Raw genomic sequence first — 13,080 nt, 5'->3', positions numbered from 1 at the left:
GGGCGCGGGGGGGGGGGCCCCCCCCCCCCCCCCCCACACCGCGGCGCCGGCCGCGGGGCGCGGGGGGGGGTGGGGGGGCCCCCCCCCCGCCCCCCCGCGGGGGCGGGCCCCGGCGACCGGCCGTTTCGATCGTCGCTACCCCGCCAGCAGTGCGCAGACGAAGTCCTCCTCGACGGCCCGCAGCCGCTCCAGCAGCGCCGGGCTGTTGCGCTGGTTGACCTGCTCGGTGACGGACACGGTGATGCTGCGCCGCCCGTCCGGGGTGCCCGCGCCGAACTGCGTGTAGCCGGCGGTGTTGCCCGTGTGCCCGTACACGACGCCGCACCGGGTGGTGTACTCGAAGATCCCCAGCCCGGCCCGGTTGGCCCCCGGGCCGGCCGGCTCGGAGACCCCGGCGACGAAGGCCCGCTGCTCCAGGCGGGTGGCGTCGCCGATCAGCGGCCCGCCCGCGTAGGCGGCCGCGAAGGTGCTGAAGTCCCGTGGGGTGGAGACCAGCCCGCCCGAGGCCCAGGCACCCGAGGCGCCGAACCGGGTGCTGACGTCCTCCACCGGGTGGGGCGGCTCGACGGCGTAGCCGTGCAGGTAGGGCCTGGGCAACTCGAAGCCGGAGGGCAGGCTGGTCCCGTCGAGCCCGAGCGGCGAGTAGACCTCGGAGGCGAGCAGGTCCTCGTAGCGCTGCCCGGTGGCGGCCTCGGCCATCAGGGCGACGGCGATGTTGTCGGAGTTGGAGTACTGGTAGCGCGTGCCGGGGGTGAACTCCAGGTCGTCGCCCGCGACGAAGTCCAGCAGGTGCCGGGAGTCGAACACGTGGTGCGGCTCGGAGAGGATGATGTCGACGAAGTCCGGCGCCGAGCTGTAGTCCGGCAGCCCGCTGGTGTGGTTGAGCAGCTGGCGCAGCGTCACCGCGCCCCAGTCGGCGGGCAGTGAGGGCAGCCGCCCGGCGACGGTGTCGTCCAGGCCGAGCAGCCCGCAGTCGACGAGCCGCAGCGCGACCGCGCCGCTGAACGCCTTCGCGGCGCTGGCGAGCCGCATGCGGTCTGCGGGCTCCGGCGGGCGGCGGGTGCCGACCTTCGACACCCCGGCCCGCACCACCCGCACGCGGTCGCCGTCGCGCAGCACCGCGATCGCCCCGGGCGGCCCGTCCGGACGGTCGACCAGCTCCTGCAACCGGGCCCGCAGCCCCCGGCCGTCGTCCCCGTGACCGCCCCCGGCCGAGGCGGGAGCGGCGGGCACCAGCACCACCGAGGCGGTGGCGAGCAGGACGGCGAGCGCGCCCCCGGGGCGGCGGCGAGAGCGGAGCGGCACGGCGGATCCTCCGGACGACGATTCGGCGAGGGGACGGGAACGGCCCCGGCGGCAAGGAGTCACCCGCCGACGCCCCCGGGAAACGGCCCGCCCACCACCTTGACCCGCCCAGCCGAGCCCCCTGCCCGCCGTCCGGCCGCGCCCCGCCCTGCGGACCCGACGGGTGACGTTCACGCGGGTCGCCCGCCACCACACCCGGCGCCCGGCCGCCCCCACCCGATACTGCGCGCATGACACCCACCCGCAGGACCACCCGGAACGCCCTGCTGCGCCTCGCCGCCGTCACCGCGCTCCTCGCCCTCACCGCCCCGGCCGCACTCGCCGGCGCGGAGCCGGAGGGTCACCACCACCGTCCCTGCGCCGCCTCCGCCCCGCCCGACGGCGGCCCGGCCGCCGACGTCCTGCGGATCGCCGAGCAGGCCAAGGCGGAGCTGGACCTGAAGTCGGTGATCCTGCGGGTCACCGTCGACGGCCGCGAGCTCGTCACCGGCGCGCTCGGCGAGTCGATGACCGGCGTCCCGGCCGGGCCCGCGATGCACTTCCGCAACGGCAACATCGCCATCAGCTACCTGGGCACCGCACTCCTGCGGCTGGTCGACCAGGGCGTCGTCGGCCTCGACGACCCCGTCTCGCGCTGGCTGCCCGACCTCCGGGGCAGCGACCGCGAGTTCACCCTGCGCATGCTCGGCGCCTCCACCACCGGCCTCGCCGACTACGTCAAGGACCCGTCCTTCGGCCCGGCCGTCTACGCGAACCCGTTCCGCCAGTGGACGGCCGACGAACTGGTCGCCATCTCCACCCGCCAGGACCGGCTGTACGCCCCGGGTACCAACTGGAGCTACTCCCACGCGAACTTCGTCCTCCTCGGCGAGGCCCTGGAGAAGATCACCGGAACCCGTCTGGACGTCCTGCTCCAGCGCGAGGTCCTGGGCCCGCTCGGCCTGCACGAGACCCGCAACAGCTACACCCCCGACATCCCGACCCCCGTCCTGCACGCCTTCACCTCCGAACGCGGCACCTACGAGGAGTCGACCTTCTGGAACCCCTCGTGGACCACCGCCCCCGGCGCCGTGGAGACCACCGACATCTGCGACCTGGAACGATCGGCCGTCGCCATCGGCGCCGGCGAACTGCTCTCCCCGGCCTCCTACCAGCAGCTGCTGGACCCGGGGACGGTAGGACTCGGCCACCCGACCGACACGTGCCTGGCGACGATCTGCATTCCGCAGACCGAGGCCACCCACTACGGCATGGGCGTCCTCGTCGTCGGCGGCTGGATCTCCCAGCACCCGCTGTTCTTCGGCTACTCCGCCTCCCAGGACTACCTCCCCTGCGAGCACCTGGCCATCGCCGTCTCGACCACCAACGGCCCGAGCGCCCCGGCCGACCACAACGCCCACACCATCGCCCAGCGCATCGCCGCCGTCCTCGCCCCGGGCCACCCCATCCCCGACTTCGGCTGAGCCGCCGCCCCCGCTCCTCCTCGGCCGGCCCCGTTCCGGCAGGATGACCTCGTGAGCTCTCCCCGCCGGCACGTCCACCGGATCACCAAGTACGACCCAGCCGACCGCAACGAGTGGGGCCACTACACCGGGACGCTGGACTCGGCCAGCGACCACGGGCCGGTCGAGGCCGCCTACCTCGCCGCGGTCGCCGCCTTCGCCGAGGCGGACGGCGTGCGGCACCTGACCATCCGCGAGCCCCAACTCGGGCCCGGCTTCACGCATTTCGGCCTGGAACCGGCGGTCGAGGGCCACGGCCTGGCCGGGCTGTTCCCGCCCGACCTGACCGGCTACCACGACGGCGCCCGGGTGGCACTGCCCGTCGCCCTGGAACTCGTGCGGGCCATGCTGCGCGACAACGGCGCCTGGTGCCGCCTGGAGAGCGACGACGGCTTCACCGTCCACGTCGGGTACGACCAGTACCTGTTCGTGGGCACGGCCGGGCCCTGCGAACGGGCCGTGGCCCGCATCCGGGCGACGGGGCTCTTCCCGGAGCCGATGGACGCCTCCCCGTACGACCACGAGCCGGACGGTCTTGACGGACAGCGCCCGGCCGACGAGGTCTTCTGGGCCCGGGTGCGCTGGTGCGCGGCGACGGGCCGGGCCGGGCTCCTGGAGGAGAAGCCCGTCGGCAACCTCTCCCGCTGGCACCGGCTCACCGACGACGGCGCGATCGAGGCGGTGCGGGCGCGGCTGGCCCCGCGTGCACAACTGGCCGTGTGGCCTGCTCTTTCCCCCGACGTGGCCGCCGTCCTGGCCGGCCTCCCGGAGGAGGACCTGATCGAGCTCGTCTGGGAGGACGCCGAGGGCCGGATCACCAGCACGATCGCCGACGAGGACGACTTCGCCGCCCTGACCGTCCGCGTCGCCGGAGCCCGCGCCGCCGCGGTCCTGCCGATGTGCGTCGACGAACGCACCCCCGTGCTCACCGCCGTGCTCCCCGACCCCGACGGCGTCCTGCGCGCCCGCTGGCGCACCGACCCGGCCCCCGGCGACCGGGACTGGGCCCTGCTGAAGACCCTGGGCCCCGGCCGGCCCGTGACCGGCACTGTCACCGGAACCACCGCCTCGGGCGCCGTCCTCGTCGACATCGGCGGCTTCACGGCGGCCATCGACGACGCCGCCGCCATCCCGGTCGGCCGCAGGGTCACGGCGCAGGTCCTCGACGTCGACATGGTCAGGGAACAGGTGTCCTTGTCCCTCATTTCGGTGCAGTCGGACGAGGCCTGACGGACGAGCCCGTCCAGCGGTGGCGACCGCCGGCGCCGGACGGGCTCGTCCGTGTCGTCAGCCGGTGGGCAGGGTGGTGCCGGGCAGGGTGTCCAGGGGGGCCCACTTGGGCATGCCGGGCTTGTAGGAGGTGTGGTTGACGGCGCCGTCGGTGCCGGCGGCGAAGAGGTCGACGGTGTTGGCGGAGGCGCTGAAGAGCGTGGTCGGGATCCGGCCGGAGAACTTCCAGTTCCCGAGGGTCTCCCAGGCGCTCCACGGCTTGCCGTTGTTGAACCAGTAGGCGTGGTAGAGGAAGGCGTCGCGGCCGGTGGCGAACAGCTCGATCGCGTCGGTGGCCGGGTTGTAGACGGCGCTGGGGGCGCCGGCGAAGCGGTAGTCGCCGTTGATGGTGGCCCAGTTGCTCCAGTTGGTCATGCCGGGGGTGTAGTAGCGGTGGGCGATGGGGCCGTCGGCGGTGGTCGCGAAGACCTCGGCGGTCTTGGTGGAGGGGTTGTAGACCAGGCTCGGGCTGCCGGTGACGGCGGCTCCGTCCAGGGGGAGCCAGTCGCTCCACGGCTTGCCGTCGTTGAACCAGTAGGTGTGGTACATCGTGCTGTTGTCGCGTCCGACCGCGAACAGCTCGATCGCGCCGGTGGCCGGGTTGTAGATCGCGCCGGGGGTGGCGTTGAACTTCCGGTCGTAGATGGTGGTCCAGTCGCTCCAGCCGGTCATGCCCGGGGTGTAGTAGGTGTGGGCGACGGGGCCGTCGGCGGTGGTGGCGAAGACCTCCGCGGTCTTCGTGTCGGGGTTGTAGACGGCGGTGGCGCTGCCGGTGAACTTCGTTGTGCCCGTGCCGGTCCAGGGGCGCCAGCCCTGGGCGTCGGCCAGGTAGTAGGTGCGCCACATGAGGCCGTCGCTGTCGACGGCGTACAGCTCGATCGCGGCGGTGGCCGGGTTGTAGAGGGCGGTGGGCGAACCCACGAACGGCTTGGTGCCGGCCGGCCGTTCGCTGATCCGCGACCAGGAACTCCAGCCCTGACCGTTGATGTTGTACGCGCCCACGACACGGCCGTCGGCGTCGACGGTGAACACCGTCGACGTCTGCTTGACCGGGTCGTACACCGCACTGGCGGTCGGCGCGACGGCGTTCGCGGCGGCGTAGCGCACCTGCTGCACCCACCCGGAGAGGTCGTCGGTGCGGGTGCCGGTGGCGCCGGTGCGGGTTTCGGTCTCGCCGAGGCAGCCGCCCTGCCAGGAGCGGGAGGCGACGGCGACGAGTTCGGCCTTGCCGTTCGTCTCGCGGATGGCGGGGGCGCCGGTGTCGCCCTTGCAGATCGCGGCGCCGCCGGTGCCGGTGACGGCGATCCCGGTCGGCTGCACGGAGTCCAGGGTGAACGCACCGGTGTGCATCGTGCCCGGGACCCACTCGTCCTTGGTGCGCCCGTAGCCGGGAACGCGCAGCTTCTCGCCGGACGTGGGTGCGGAGGCGGCGAGGGCGAGCGGCGCGACGCCCTGGACGGGCGCGGTGAGGCGGGCCAGGACGAGGTCGCGGTCGGCGCGCGGCGTGAGCGAGGCGACGTCGACGGCCTTGCCGGCGATGGTGGCGGTGGTCTTCCACTTCGGCGCGCCGGCCTTCAGCGCCTGCGGCTGGGCGGGGTCGTCGGAGAAGCAGCTCGCGGCGGTGACGACCAGGTACGGGTCCACCAGCGCGCCGGTGCAGGTACGGAAGTTGTCGCCGATGGCGAGCTTGGCGGTGTAGGCGTAGGCGCCGTCCGCGGCGGGGTCGCCGACGACGGCCCCGGCCGGGGAGAGGGTGGCCAGCGTGCCGGCGGCCACGGCCGCCGTGAGCACGGCCGCCCGCCGCGGACGGGACGAGATGGTGTGGGGCATGGAGGGGTTCCTCGAGAGGTCTCGGACGGTGACGGTTAGGGCAAGGCGGATGCGCCCGGGAGGCCCTGACGGGCCGAAGAGTCCGCCAGGGCGCAGGGCGCAGGCCGGTCAGGGAGCGGAGGGGCCGCCGTGGAAGCGGGTCCAGCCGGGGCCGCGGGGGTCGACGGACCACAGGGTGTTGTTGGTGTCGCGGACGAAGGTGGTCAGGTGTCCGTTGGCGGGGTCGGGGACGGTGTGGGGGCTGGTGTCGGTGGCGAGGACGGTGCCGGCGGGGGTGGGGATGAACGGCGTCCACTTGCCGGCGCTGTAGTCGAGCGAGTGGAGCTGGTTGTTCGGCCCGTTGACGTACACCATGACGTGGTTGTCGTCGGGGTTGACGACCGCGCCGGGGTCGGTGGCGGCGTTGGCGCCCCAGTCGCGCCACCCCGCGCCGAGCGGGTCGACGGACCACAGGTGGTTGGCGGTGTCGCGGACGAAGGTCGTGAAGTGGCCGTTGGCGGGGTCGACGACGGTGACCGGGACGGCGCCGCGGGCCAGGACGGTGCCGGAGGTGGTCGGGACGAAGGGGTCCGCCTTGCCGCTGTTGCGGTCGACCCGGTGGAGCTTGTTCTCGGGGCCGTTGACGTAGACGGCGATGTGGCCGTCGTTGGGGTTGACGATGGGGGCGGGGTCGCCGGCGGCGAGGGCGCCGAAGTCGCGCCAGCCCTCGCCCTGCGGGTCGACGGACCACAGGTGGTTGTCGGTGTCGCGGACGAAGGTGACGAGGTGCCCGTTGGCGGGATCGACGACGGTGCGGGGCACGGCGTCGGCGGCGAGCACGGTGCCGGCGCTGGTGCGGTCGAACGGCGTCCACGTGCCGGTGTTGCGGTCGTAGGACCAGAGCCAGTTGTTCTGGCCGTTGACGTACACCATGACGTGGTTGTCGGCCGGGTTGACGATCGTGGTCGGCATGGCCGCGGCGTTGGCCCCGAGATCGGTCCAGCCCTCGCCCTTGGGGTCGACGGACCACAGGTGGTTCTTGCTGTCCTGGACGAAGGTGACCAGGTGCCCGGTGGCCGGGTCGACCGCGGTGAACGGCGAGGCGCTGACCGTCGTCCCGGACGGGGTGGAGTGCTTGGTCTTGGTGATCCACTGCCCGATGTCGTCGACGCGGGTGCCGGTGGCGCCGGTGCGGGTCTCGGTCTCGCCGAGGCAGCCGCCCTGCCAGGAGCGGGAGGCGACGGCGACGAGTTCGGCCTTGCCACCCGTCTCGCGGATGGCGGGGGCGCCGGTGTCGCCCTTGCAGATCGCTGCGCCGCCGGTGCCGGTGATGCCGATCCCGGCCGGGTTCACGCTGTCGAGCGTGAAGGCACCGGTGTGGGCCTTGCCCGGGCCCCACTCGTCCTTGGTGCGGCCGAAGGCGGGCACGCGCAGCGTCTGCCCGGCGGCGGGTGCGGCGGTGGCGATCGCCAGCAGCTGCACGTTCTGCACGGGCGCGCCCAGGCGGGCCATGACGAGGTCGCGGTCCTGGCGCGGCGCCAGTTCGACGACGTCGACGGTCTTGCCGCCGACGGCGGCGGTGGTCTTCTGCTTCGGCTTCCCGGCCGCGAGGGCGGCCGGCTGCGCGGGGTCGTCGGCGAAGCAGGAGGCGGCGGTGAGCACCCAGTACTGGTCGACGAGGGCGCCGGTGCAGGCGCGGAAGGTGTCGCCGATGGTCAGCTTGGCGGTGTAGGCGTACGTGCCGTCGCCGGCGGCGCCGCCGACCACGGCGTTGGCGGGGGCGGACAAGAAGGTAGTCAACGCGCTGGCAGCTGCAGCTGCAGCCAGCAGGCTCGCCCGACGAGAGCGGCATGAGGTTTTGTGAAGCAATGCTGGAATCCTGTCAGTGAGTTGGCTCTGAGATCCCGGTACAGCTGGCCGCACCTGCCACGACAACGGTGGCCGGGGCCTGACCGAAGTCCCCGTCCACGCTCGTGAACCCGTCCTTGGACACGCTGAGGCCGGCATGGGTGGAACCCGGAGTCTGTGTGACGAACACCTTCGACATTTCCGGGGCGAGGGAAACCGGTGTGGCGGTGGCCGTGAGGGTGAGCCTTCGTTCAGTAGGACCGGTGGATGCTGAGCCGGTTCCGTCGAAGCTGTAGCGGTCTGGGTGGGATCAGCCCGTGATACGGAGTTCCACCAGCGTGGAGCGGATCCCGCCGACAGTTCCCTCGCCGACGCTCTTGTAGCCCCCTTGGGCCACGCTGACAGTCTGGGTGGCCCCACCGGCGGTGAGATTGGCACTGATCGGACGGTCCGAGGCTTCGAATGCGAACACCTTGGTGATCTCCATCGTCAAGTACCCCCCCGCCCCGACGGCCTGGAAGCAGACATCGCCGTTTGTGCTGTAGACCTTGACCTGCTGAACCGCTGAATTGCACTCGGAGAGCAGAAGGCGGCCATTGCCCTTGATGAGCTTGATGCCCCGCTCCTGCTGGATCTCCGCGGCCCCTGGGTACGTGAAGTCCTCTACTGCCGAGGGGGGGAGGTTCGGGTCGCTGGGGGCGATCGGGGACGGGACGGCGGCCGTTGCCGTGCTCAGGGCCAGCGTCGATGCAGCAATGACTGTCATGAACACCCCAAAAGCTGTTGCTGCAAGGGTCTTACGTATGCGTATGGACATGGCGATTCCCTCCGTGCCACCCAGGGGCGGCTCTGGTTTGCATGATCAAAGGTCAAGAGACGGGAACTTTGAAGTTCTGAGACCGCAAAGTACTTGATGCCATGGCCTGATAGTCAAATCGATTCGCCCGCCGTTCGCCGCCTGCTGTCGAAGCCACTATGGAAAATGATCGATCTGAGCGCATATGTACCATTTTGCGGCAAATATGAGAAAAGTACTTCGCTTGCCGATTGGATTCATTGGACGATTTCCAGGCGGGCATAAATGCGTGTTAATAATCTTCCTTGGTGTCGAGGTTCGGCGCCGGCGGCGCGTGCCGCGAATTGATAAGACAGGTGTTACCTTGACGCAAGGAATGCGCACGAAGGGTGGCGCGGGTCGTGGGGCTTGGGCGATACGTGCGATGTGCCTGTCCCTGCTTCCGTCTGCTCTTTTGGCAGGGGTGATCGTCGCCCCTCCTCAAGCTCTCGCGGACGCTCTGACGCCGCCTGCAGCGGATGCAGGGGCGTTCCCGCAGACGGAGCGGGGTCGGGTGGTCCAGCTGTGGATGGACGGTGGTCCTGGTGTGAGGGCCGCGGCGGAAGTCGCGCTGACGGGCAGTAACGACGATGTGCGGACGTTCCTGTCGCAGGCGTCCGCAGAACAGTTCCAGGACGACCGGGTTGCCGTTGCACAGCTCGCCAGCATCGGGGGCACAGGTCTGCAGGAGGCTGCCCGGCAGGCTCTTAAGGGGGCTCCTGACCAGCTGAAGGCCTTCCTGAAAGACGGGTGGAAGGCTCCGCTGTACCAGGATCAGCGGGTCCGGGTTGCCCAGATCATCAGTACGGGTGGCTCCGGGGTCCAGGAAGCCGGCCGTGCCGCACTGAACGGTACGCCCGAGGCGCTCAAACTGTTTTTGGAACAGGGGCAGTACGAGCAGCGCGACCAGGATGAGCGGGTCCAGGTGGCGCAGATCCTCAGTGTGGGTGGGGCCTCAGTTGTGGCGGCGGGCAGGATCGCCCTCAACGGCACCGCCGACGACATCCACGAGTTCCTCGAAGTCGGGCAGCATGTCGCTCGGAACCGCGACCAGGAGACTCTGACTGTCGCTCAGCTGGCGCAGCAGGCGAAGGCGGCGGGGGCGCAGGCGGCCGCGCAGACCCAGGCGGCCAAGGAAGTCTCCGCCCGTGCGGTCAACGCCGCTCAGCTGGCGAAGGACGCGGCTGCGCAGGCCGCTGCCGAGACCCAGGCCGCCAAGAACGATTCCCAGCATGCGGCATCGTCTGCTGAGCGTGCGGCCAAGGCTGCAGAGCAGGCCGCTGGCGCGGCCCAGCAGGCCATTGGCGCGGCCCGTGCTGCGAACAGCTCGGCCCGGGTGGCGGCGAGTGCGGCCTCGCAGGCCGCGTCTGCAGCGGCGGGAGCCGCGCGCGCGGCCTCCCGGGCCCAGTCTGCCGCAGCCGGTGCTGCCACTGACGCAGGCCAGGCGTCTGTCGCCCGGCAGGCGGCAACGGACGCGCGCACGGCAGCCAACGGCGCGCAGGAAGCCGCCGATGCGGCTGACCAGGCTGGCATCGCCGCGACGGCTGCGGGCGAGGCGGCGAAGTCTGCGACGAGTGCGGGCCAGAACGCTGGAGCCGCAGCTGATGCGGCCGATGCGGCTGGTGCGTACGCGGCACAGGCGGGCGTCAAGTCGGCCGCGGCCGCCCAGGCTGCGGCTGCCACCCGGCGCCACGCGCAGGAGGCCACCAGGGCCGCCAACGCAGCCCAGGGCCTTGCCGCCAAGGCTGTCGGGGCGGCCAACGACGCGCGTGATGCGGCTCGTTCGGCCGCCGCGCACGCCCGCTCGGCCGCGCAGTCGGCCGACGACGCAGCCTCCCACGCCGGCGAGGCTTCCAATGCGGCGGAGCAGGCGACCGGCTACGCCAATAGTGCCAAGCAGTTCGCCGACGAGGCGAGTTCGGCCGTTGCCAAGGCAAAGTCCACCCACGAGCTCGTCCAGCAGGTCGAGGCCGAGGGCTTGACTGCCCGGACCAATGCCGGCGTAGAGAAGGCGAAGGATCTGAAGTGGCAGGAGGATCAGCGTCGCGACAAGCAGGCCGCTGCCGCCCAGCAGGCCAAGGACGTCGAGACACAGTCGCGCAGCCTGGCGGCCGAAGCCGCGCGGCCCGACGCCAACCCGACGGACATTGCGGCCAGGGGCCGGAAGCTGGCTGTCCTGACCCTCAAGACGCGCGGGGCCTGGAGCCGGTCCGCTGCCGGGATCGCACTGTCCAGTGACGACGGCAAGGTCGGCGAGTACGTTCGCACCGGTTGGTCGGCGGCTGCCCAGCGCGACGAGCGGCAGGCCGTTGAGCGCCTGGCGGCGACCAACCGCTCCGACACGATCGCCACCGCGGCGCGCACCGCTCTGGACGGGAACGACCCCGCCAAGGTGACGGACTTCCTGGCGAACGGCCAGTACCAGGCCGCCGTCCAGGATCTGCGTGTCCACATAGCAAAGATCATCTCGACCGGCGGGACCGGCGTACAGGAAGCCGGCAGGGCCGCCCTGGGCTCGGGTTCCACCGACAAGTACCGGGAGTTCATCTCCACCGGGCAGTATGCGGCGCGCTACCAGGACGACCGCGTGCGCGCAGCCCAACTGGTTGACAGCGGTACTCCTGAGGTTGCCTCCGCCGCCCGGATCGCGCTCGTCGGCCCGGCTGAAACGCTGCACTCCTTCATTCAGCTCGGTCAGTATCAGGCCCAACGCGAGGACCAACTGGCTGCCACGCACGCCACGCAGATCGAACAGGTGATCGCAGAGGCTTCCCTCGTGGCCGCTGCGGCCCAGCAGAACGCGGCAGAAGCGAGGCAGGCTGCAGCCACGGCGCGAGGTGCAGCTTCCGAAGCAGCCGAATACAGTCGGCAGGCGCAGGTCTCGGCCGCCGACGCTCAGAAGTACTCCGCCCAGGCGGCCCAGTCCGTCAAGGCAGCTGAGGCGTCCTCGGCGAGCGCCGCCCAGTCCGCGAAGACCGCACGCAAGGCTCAGGGCGAGGCCACGGCCGCGGCGAGCCGCGCGATTAACTCCGCCGCCAGCGCGCAATACTCGGCGAACTGGGCCAACGAGTCCGCCGGCACTGCCCGTGCTGCAGCCAGGGACGCGTGGGACTCCGCGATCTCCGCGCATCAGGACCAGGAGGCCGCGGACAAGGCTTACCAGGAGACCTTCGCCAGGTCCGTCGCACTGCAACGGCAGGAGATGGCCGAATGGCTGCAGCTGCAGGACAATCTGCGTAAGGCGGCGGCCCAGGCCCAGCAGGGTCAGCCGCAGAGCCAGCAGGACGACAGCTGGATCCCGTCATGGCTCTCCGGTTCCATCGACTCGGCCTGGAACATGGCGAAGCCCTTTTTCAACAAGGACATTTGGATCGGTGCGGGTGAGACCGCCCTCGGAGCGACCATGATCGGATTTGGAGCAACCGAGGATCTCGCTGGCGGCGCTATTTGCATGACCGGGGTCGGGTGCCTGGCTGGCGCACCGGCCATCGCCATGGGTACTGCGATTATCGTCGGTGGCGGTGTCGTTGGCGCGGACGGGATTGACCGTTTCAACAACGGGATCAAGACCGCTCTGCGAGAGGCGAGGGACAGCGGGGGCGCCAGTCGCGGGGCTTCCCGTCCCATCGACGAGTCAGAGAAGATCTTCAGCGCAGAGGAGCGCAAGGTCGCGGACAAACTTGCGGCGGAGGGTCGTCACGTCAAGGCGATCAAGGAGTCGACGGTCGAGGGACAGAAGACCTTCGACGCCCTGGTCGACGGAGTCCCGACGGAGTTCAAGAATCTCAGGCCCGGAGCCACCTCCAGCACTGTCAAGAACCAGCTGAACGAGGCGAAGAAACAAGCTAGCGATGCGATCGTCGACGGCCGCGGTACCGGACTCGACGAGGCGGGTGCTCGTGAGGGGGTCGAGAAGTTCCTGTCGAAGAACCCCCCAGGAAGGATGAACACGATCCGTGTCATTGGCGACAACTTCGACATCACGTGGCCCTAGGATTCCGACTGTGAGTACCCGACATTACATTTTTGTCCAACCAGCCAGTCCTGATGCTGACCTGGTGGCCGACATCGGTGCCGCCTGTGGAAGCGAACTGCGCCGAATCGACCACGAGTTCGTGGATTACGCCACGAAGGTCGCCGACAAGACCTTCGTGGAACTGGAGCTTTCGCACGAGTACGAGGAGGACCAAGGCATTCCCTTCGAGCGGTTCCAGGCCGTTGCAGTGGTGCGGGACCTTGACAGGGACATGGGGCGCCAGCTGGACGTTGCACGCAGGATCGTGCGCAATCTCGCGGACACCGGGCAGTACTGGGTGGTCCTGGTGTATGAACTGCAGCAATACGTCGAATCGGCAGCACCAAGCAGGGTCGGATCCCAGATCTGGCCTCCGCCGGTGAATCATCGATAGGTCATGCTCCGGCGGGGGGGGGGGGGGGCGCTCCCCCCCCGCCCCCCCCACACAAACACAAGGACACCAAAAAAAGCCGCACGCCCGGGGGCGGAAGGAGATC

Annotated in this window: 8 protein-coding genes; 4 read left to right on the top strand and 4 right to left on the bottom strand. The window is 70.8% G+C overall.

What is annotated here, in order from left to right:
- Nucleotides 1–135: 135 nt before the first annotated feature.
- Entirely contained in the window at nucleotides 136–1,305 is a 1,170-nt protein-coding gene (locus tag ACFV4F_RS34395) for a serine hydrolase domain-containing protein (RefSeq protein ID WP_380508558.1), read from the bottom strand.
- A 230-nt stretch (nucleotides 1,306–1,535) separates the two neighbouring features.
- Between ACFV4F_RS34395 and ACFV4F_RS34390 the strand changes: the two genes are divergently transcribed.
- Both ACFV4F_RS34390 and ACFV4F_RS34385 read left to right on the top strand, forming a co-directional pair.
- Nucleotides 1,536–2,768, top strand: a complete 1,233-nt coding sequence (locus tag ACFV4F_RS34390) for a serine hydrolase domain-containing protein (RefSeq protein WP_380508555.1) — start codon at nucleotides 1,536–1,538, stop codon at nucleotides 2,766–2,768.
- A 51-nt stretch (nucleotides 2,769–2,819) separates the two neighbouring features.
- Entirely contained in the window at nucleotides 2,820–4,037 is a 1,218-nt protein-coding gene (locus ACFV4F_RS34385) for an RNA-binding protein (RefSeq protein ID WP_380508552.1), read from the top strand.
- Between the two features lie 57 nt (nucleotides 4,038–4,094).
- Here ACFV4F_RS34385 and ACFV4F_RS34380 read toward each other — a convergent pair whose 3' ends face one another.
- The 3 genes from ACFV4F_RS34380 to ACFV4F_RS34370 all read right to left on the bottom strand — a co-directional run bounded on the left by ACFV4F_RS34380 (nucleotide 4,095) and on the right by ACFV4F_RS34370 (nucleotide 8,550).
- Nucleotides 4,095–5,906, bottom strand: coding sequence for a trypsin-like serine protease (locus tag ACFV4F_RS34380; RefSeq protein WP_380508550.1), 1,812 nt, complete (start codon nucleotides 5,904–5,906; stop codon nucleotides 4,095–4,097).
- A gap of 108 nt (nucleotides 5,907–6,014) precedes the next feature.
- The gene (locus ACFV4F_RS34375; protein WP_380508547.1) at nucleotides 6,015–7,673 is read right to left on the bottom strand and encodes a trypsin-like serine protease; all 1,659 of its coding nucleotides are present in this window, start codon (nucleotides 7,671–7,673) and stop codon (nucleotides 6,015–6,017) included.
- A 370-nt stretch (nucleotides 7,674–8,043) separates the two neighbouring features.
- On the bottom strand, nucleotides 8,044–8,550 hold the full coding sequence (locus ACFV4F_RS34370; protein ID WP_380508544.1) for a hypothetical protein: 507 nt from the start codon (nucleotides 8,548–8,550) through the stop codon (nucleotides 8,044–8,046).
- Between the two features lie 532 nt (nucleotides 8,551–9,082).
- Here ACFV4F_RS34370 and ACFV4F_RS34365 point away from each other — a divergent pair.
- A complete protein-coding gene (locus ACFV4F_RS34365) occupies nucleotides 9,083–12,562 on the top strand; it encodes a chemotaxis protein (protein WP_380508541.1) in 3,480 nt (1,159 codons plus the stop codon).
- Nucleotides 12,563–12,626: 64 nt separating this feature from the next.
- Nucleotides 12,627–12,977 carry a hypothetical protein gene (locus ACFV4F_RS34360; protein WP_380508538.1) on the top strand — a complete coding sequence of 117 codons (351 nt, stop codon included), beginning with the start codon at nucleotides 12,627–12,629 and terminating at the stop codon, nucleotides 12,975–12,977.
- Nucleotides 12,978–13,080: the final 103 nt, after the last annotated feature.

The sequence above is a fragment of the Kitasatospora sp. NPDC059722 genome (assembly GCF_042733235.1).
Classification (GTDB): Bacteria; Actinomycetota; Actinomycetes; order Streptomycetales; family Streptomycetaceae; genus Kitasatospora.
This window is presented reverse-complemented; position numbering and strand designations above follow the sequence as displayed.

Excerpts from the sequence above, each read along its gene's own strand:
- ACFV4F_RS34390 (WP_380508555.1), top strand. The coding sequence starts at position 1,536 with ATGACACCCACCCGCAGGACCACCCGGAACGCCCTGCTGCGCCTCGCC.
- ACFV4F_RS34370 (WP_380508544.1), bottom strand. The coding sequence starts at position 8,550 with ATGTCCATACGCATACGTAAGACCCTTGCAGCAACAGCTTTTGGGGTG.
- ACFV4F_RS34380 (WP_380508550.1), bottom strand. The coding sequence starts at position 5,906 with ATGCCCCACACCATCTCGTCCCGTCCGCGGCGGGCGGCCGTGCTCACG.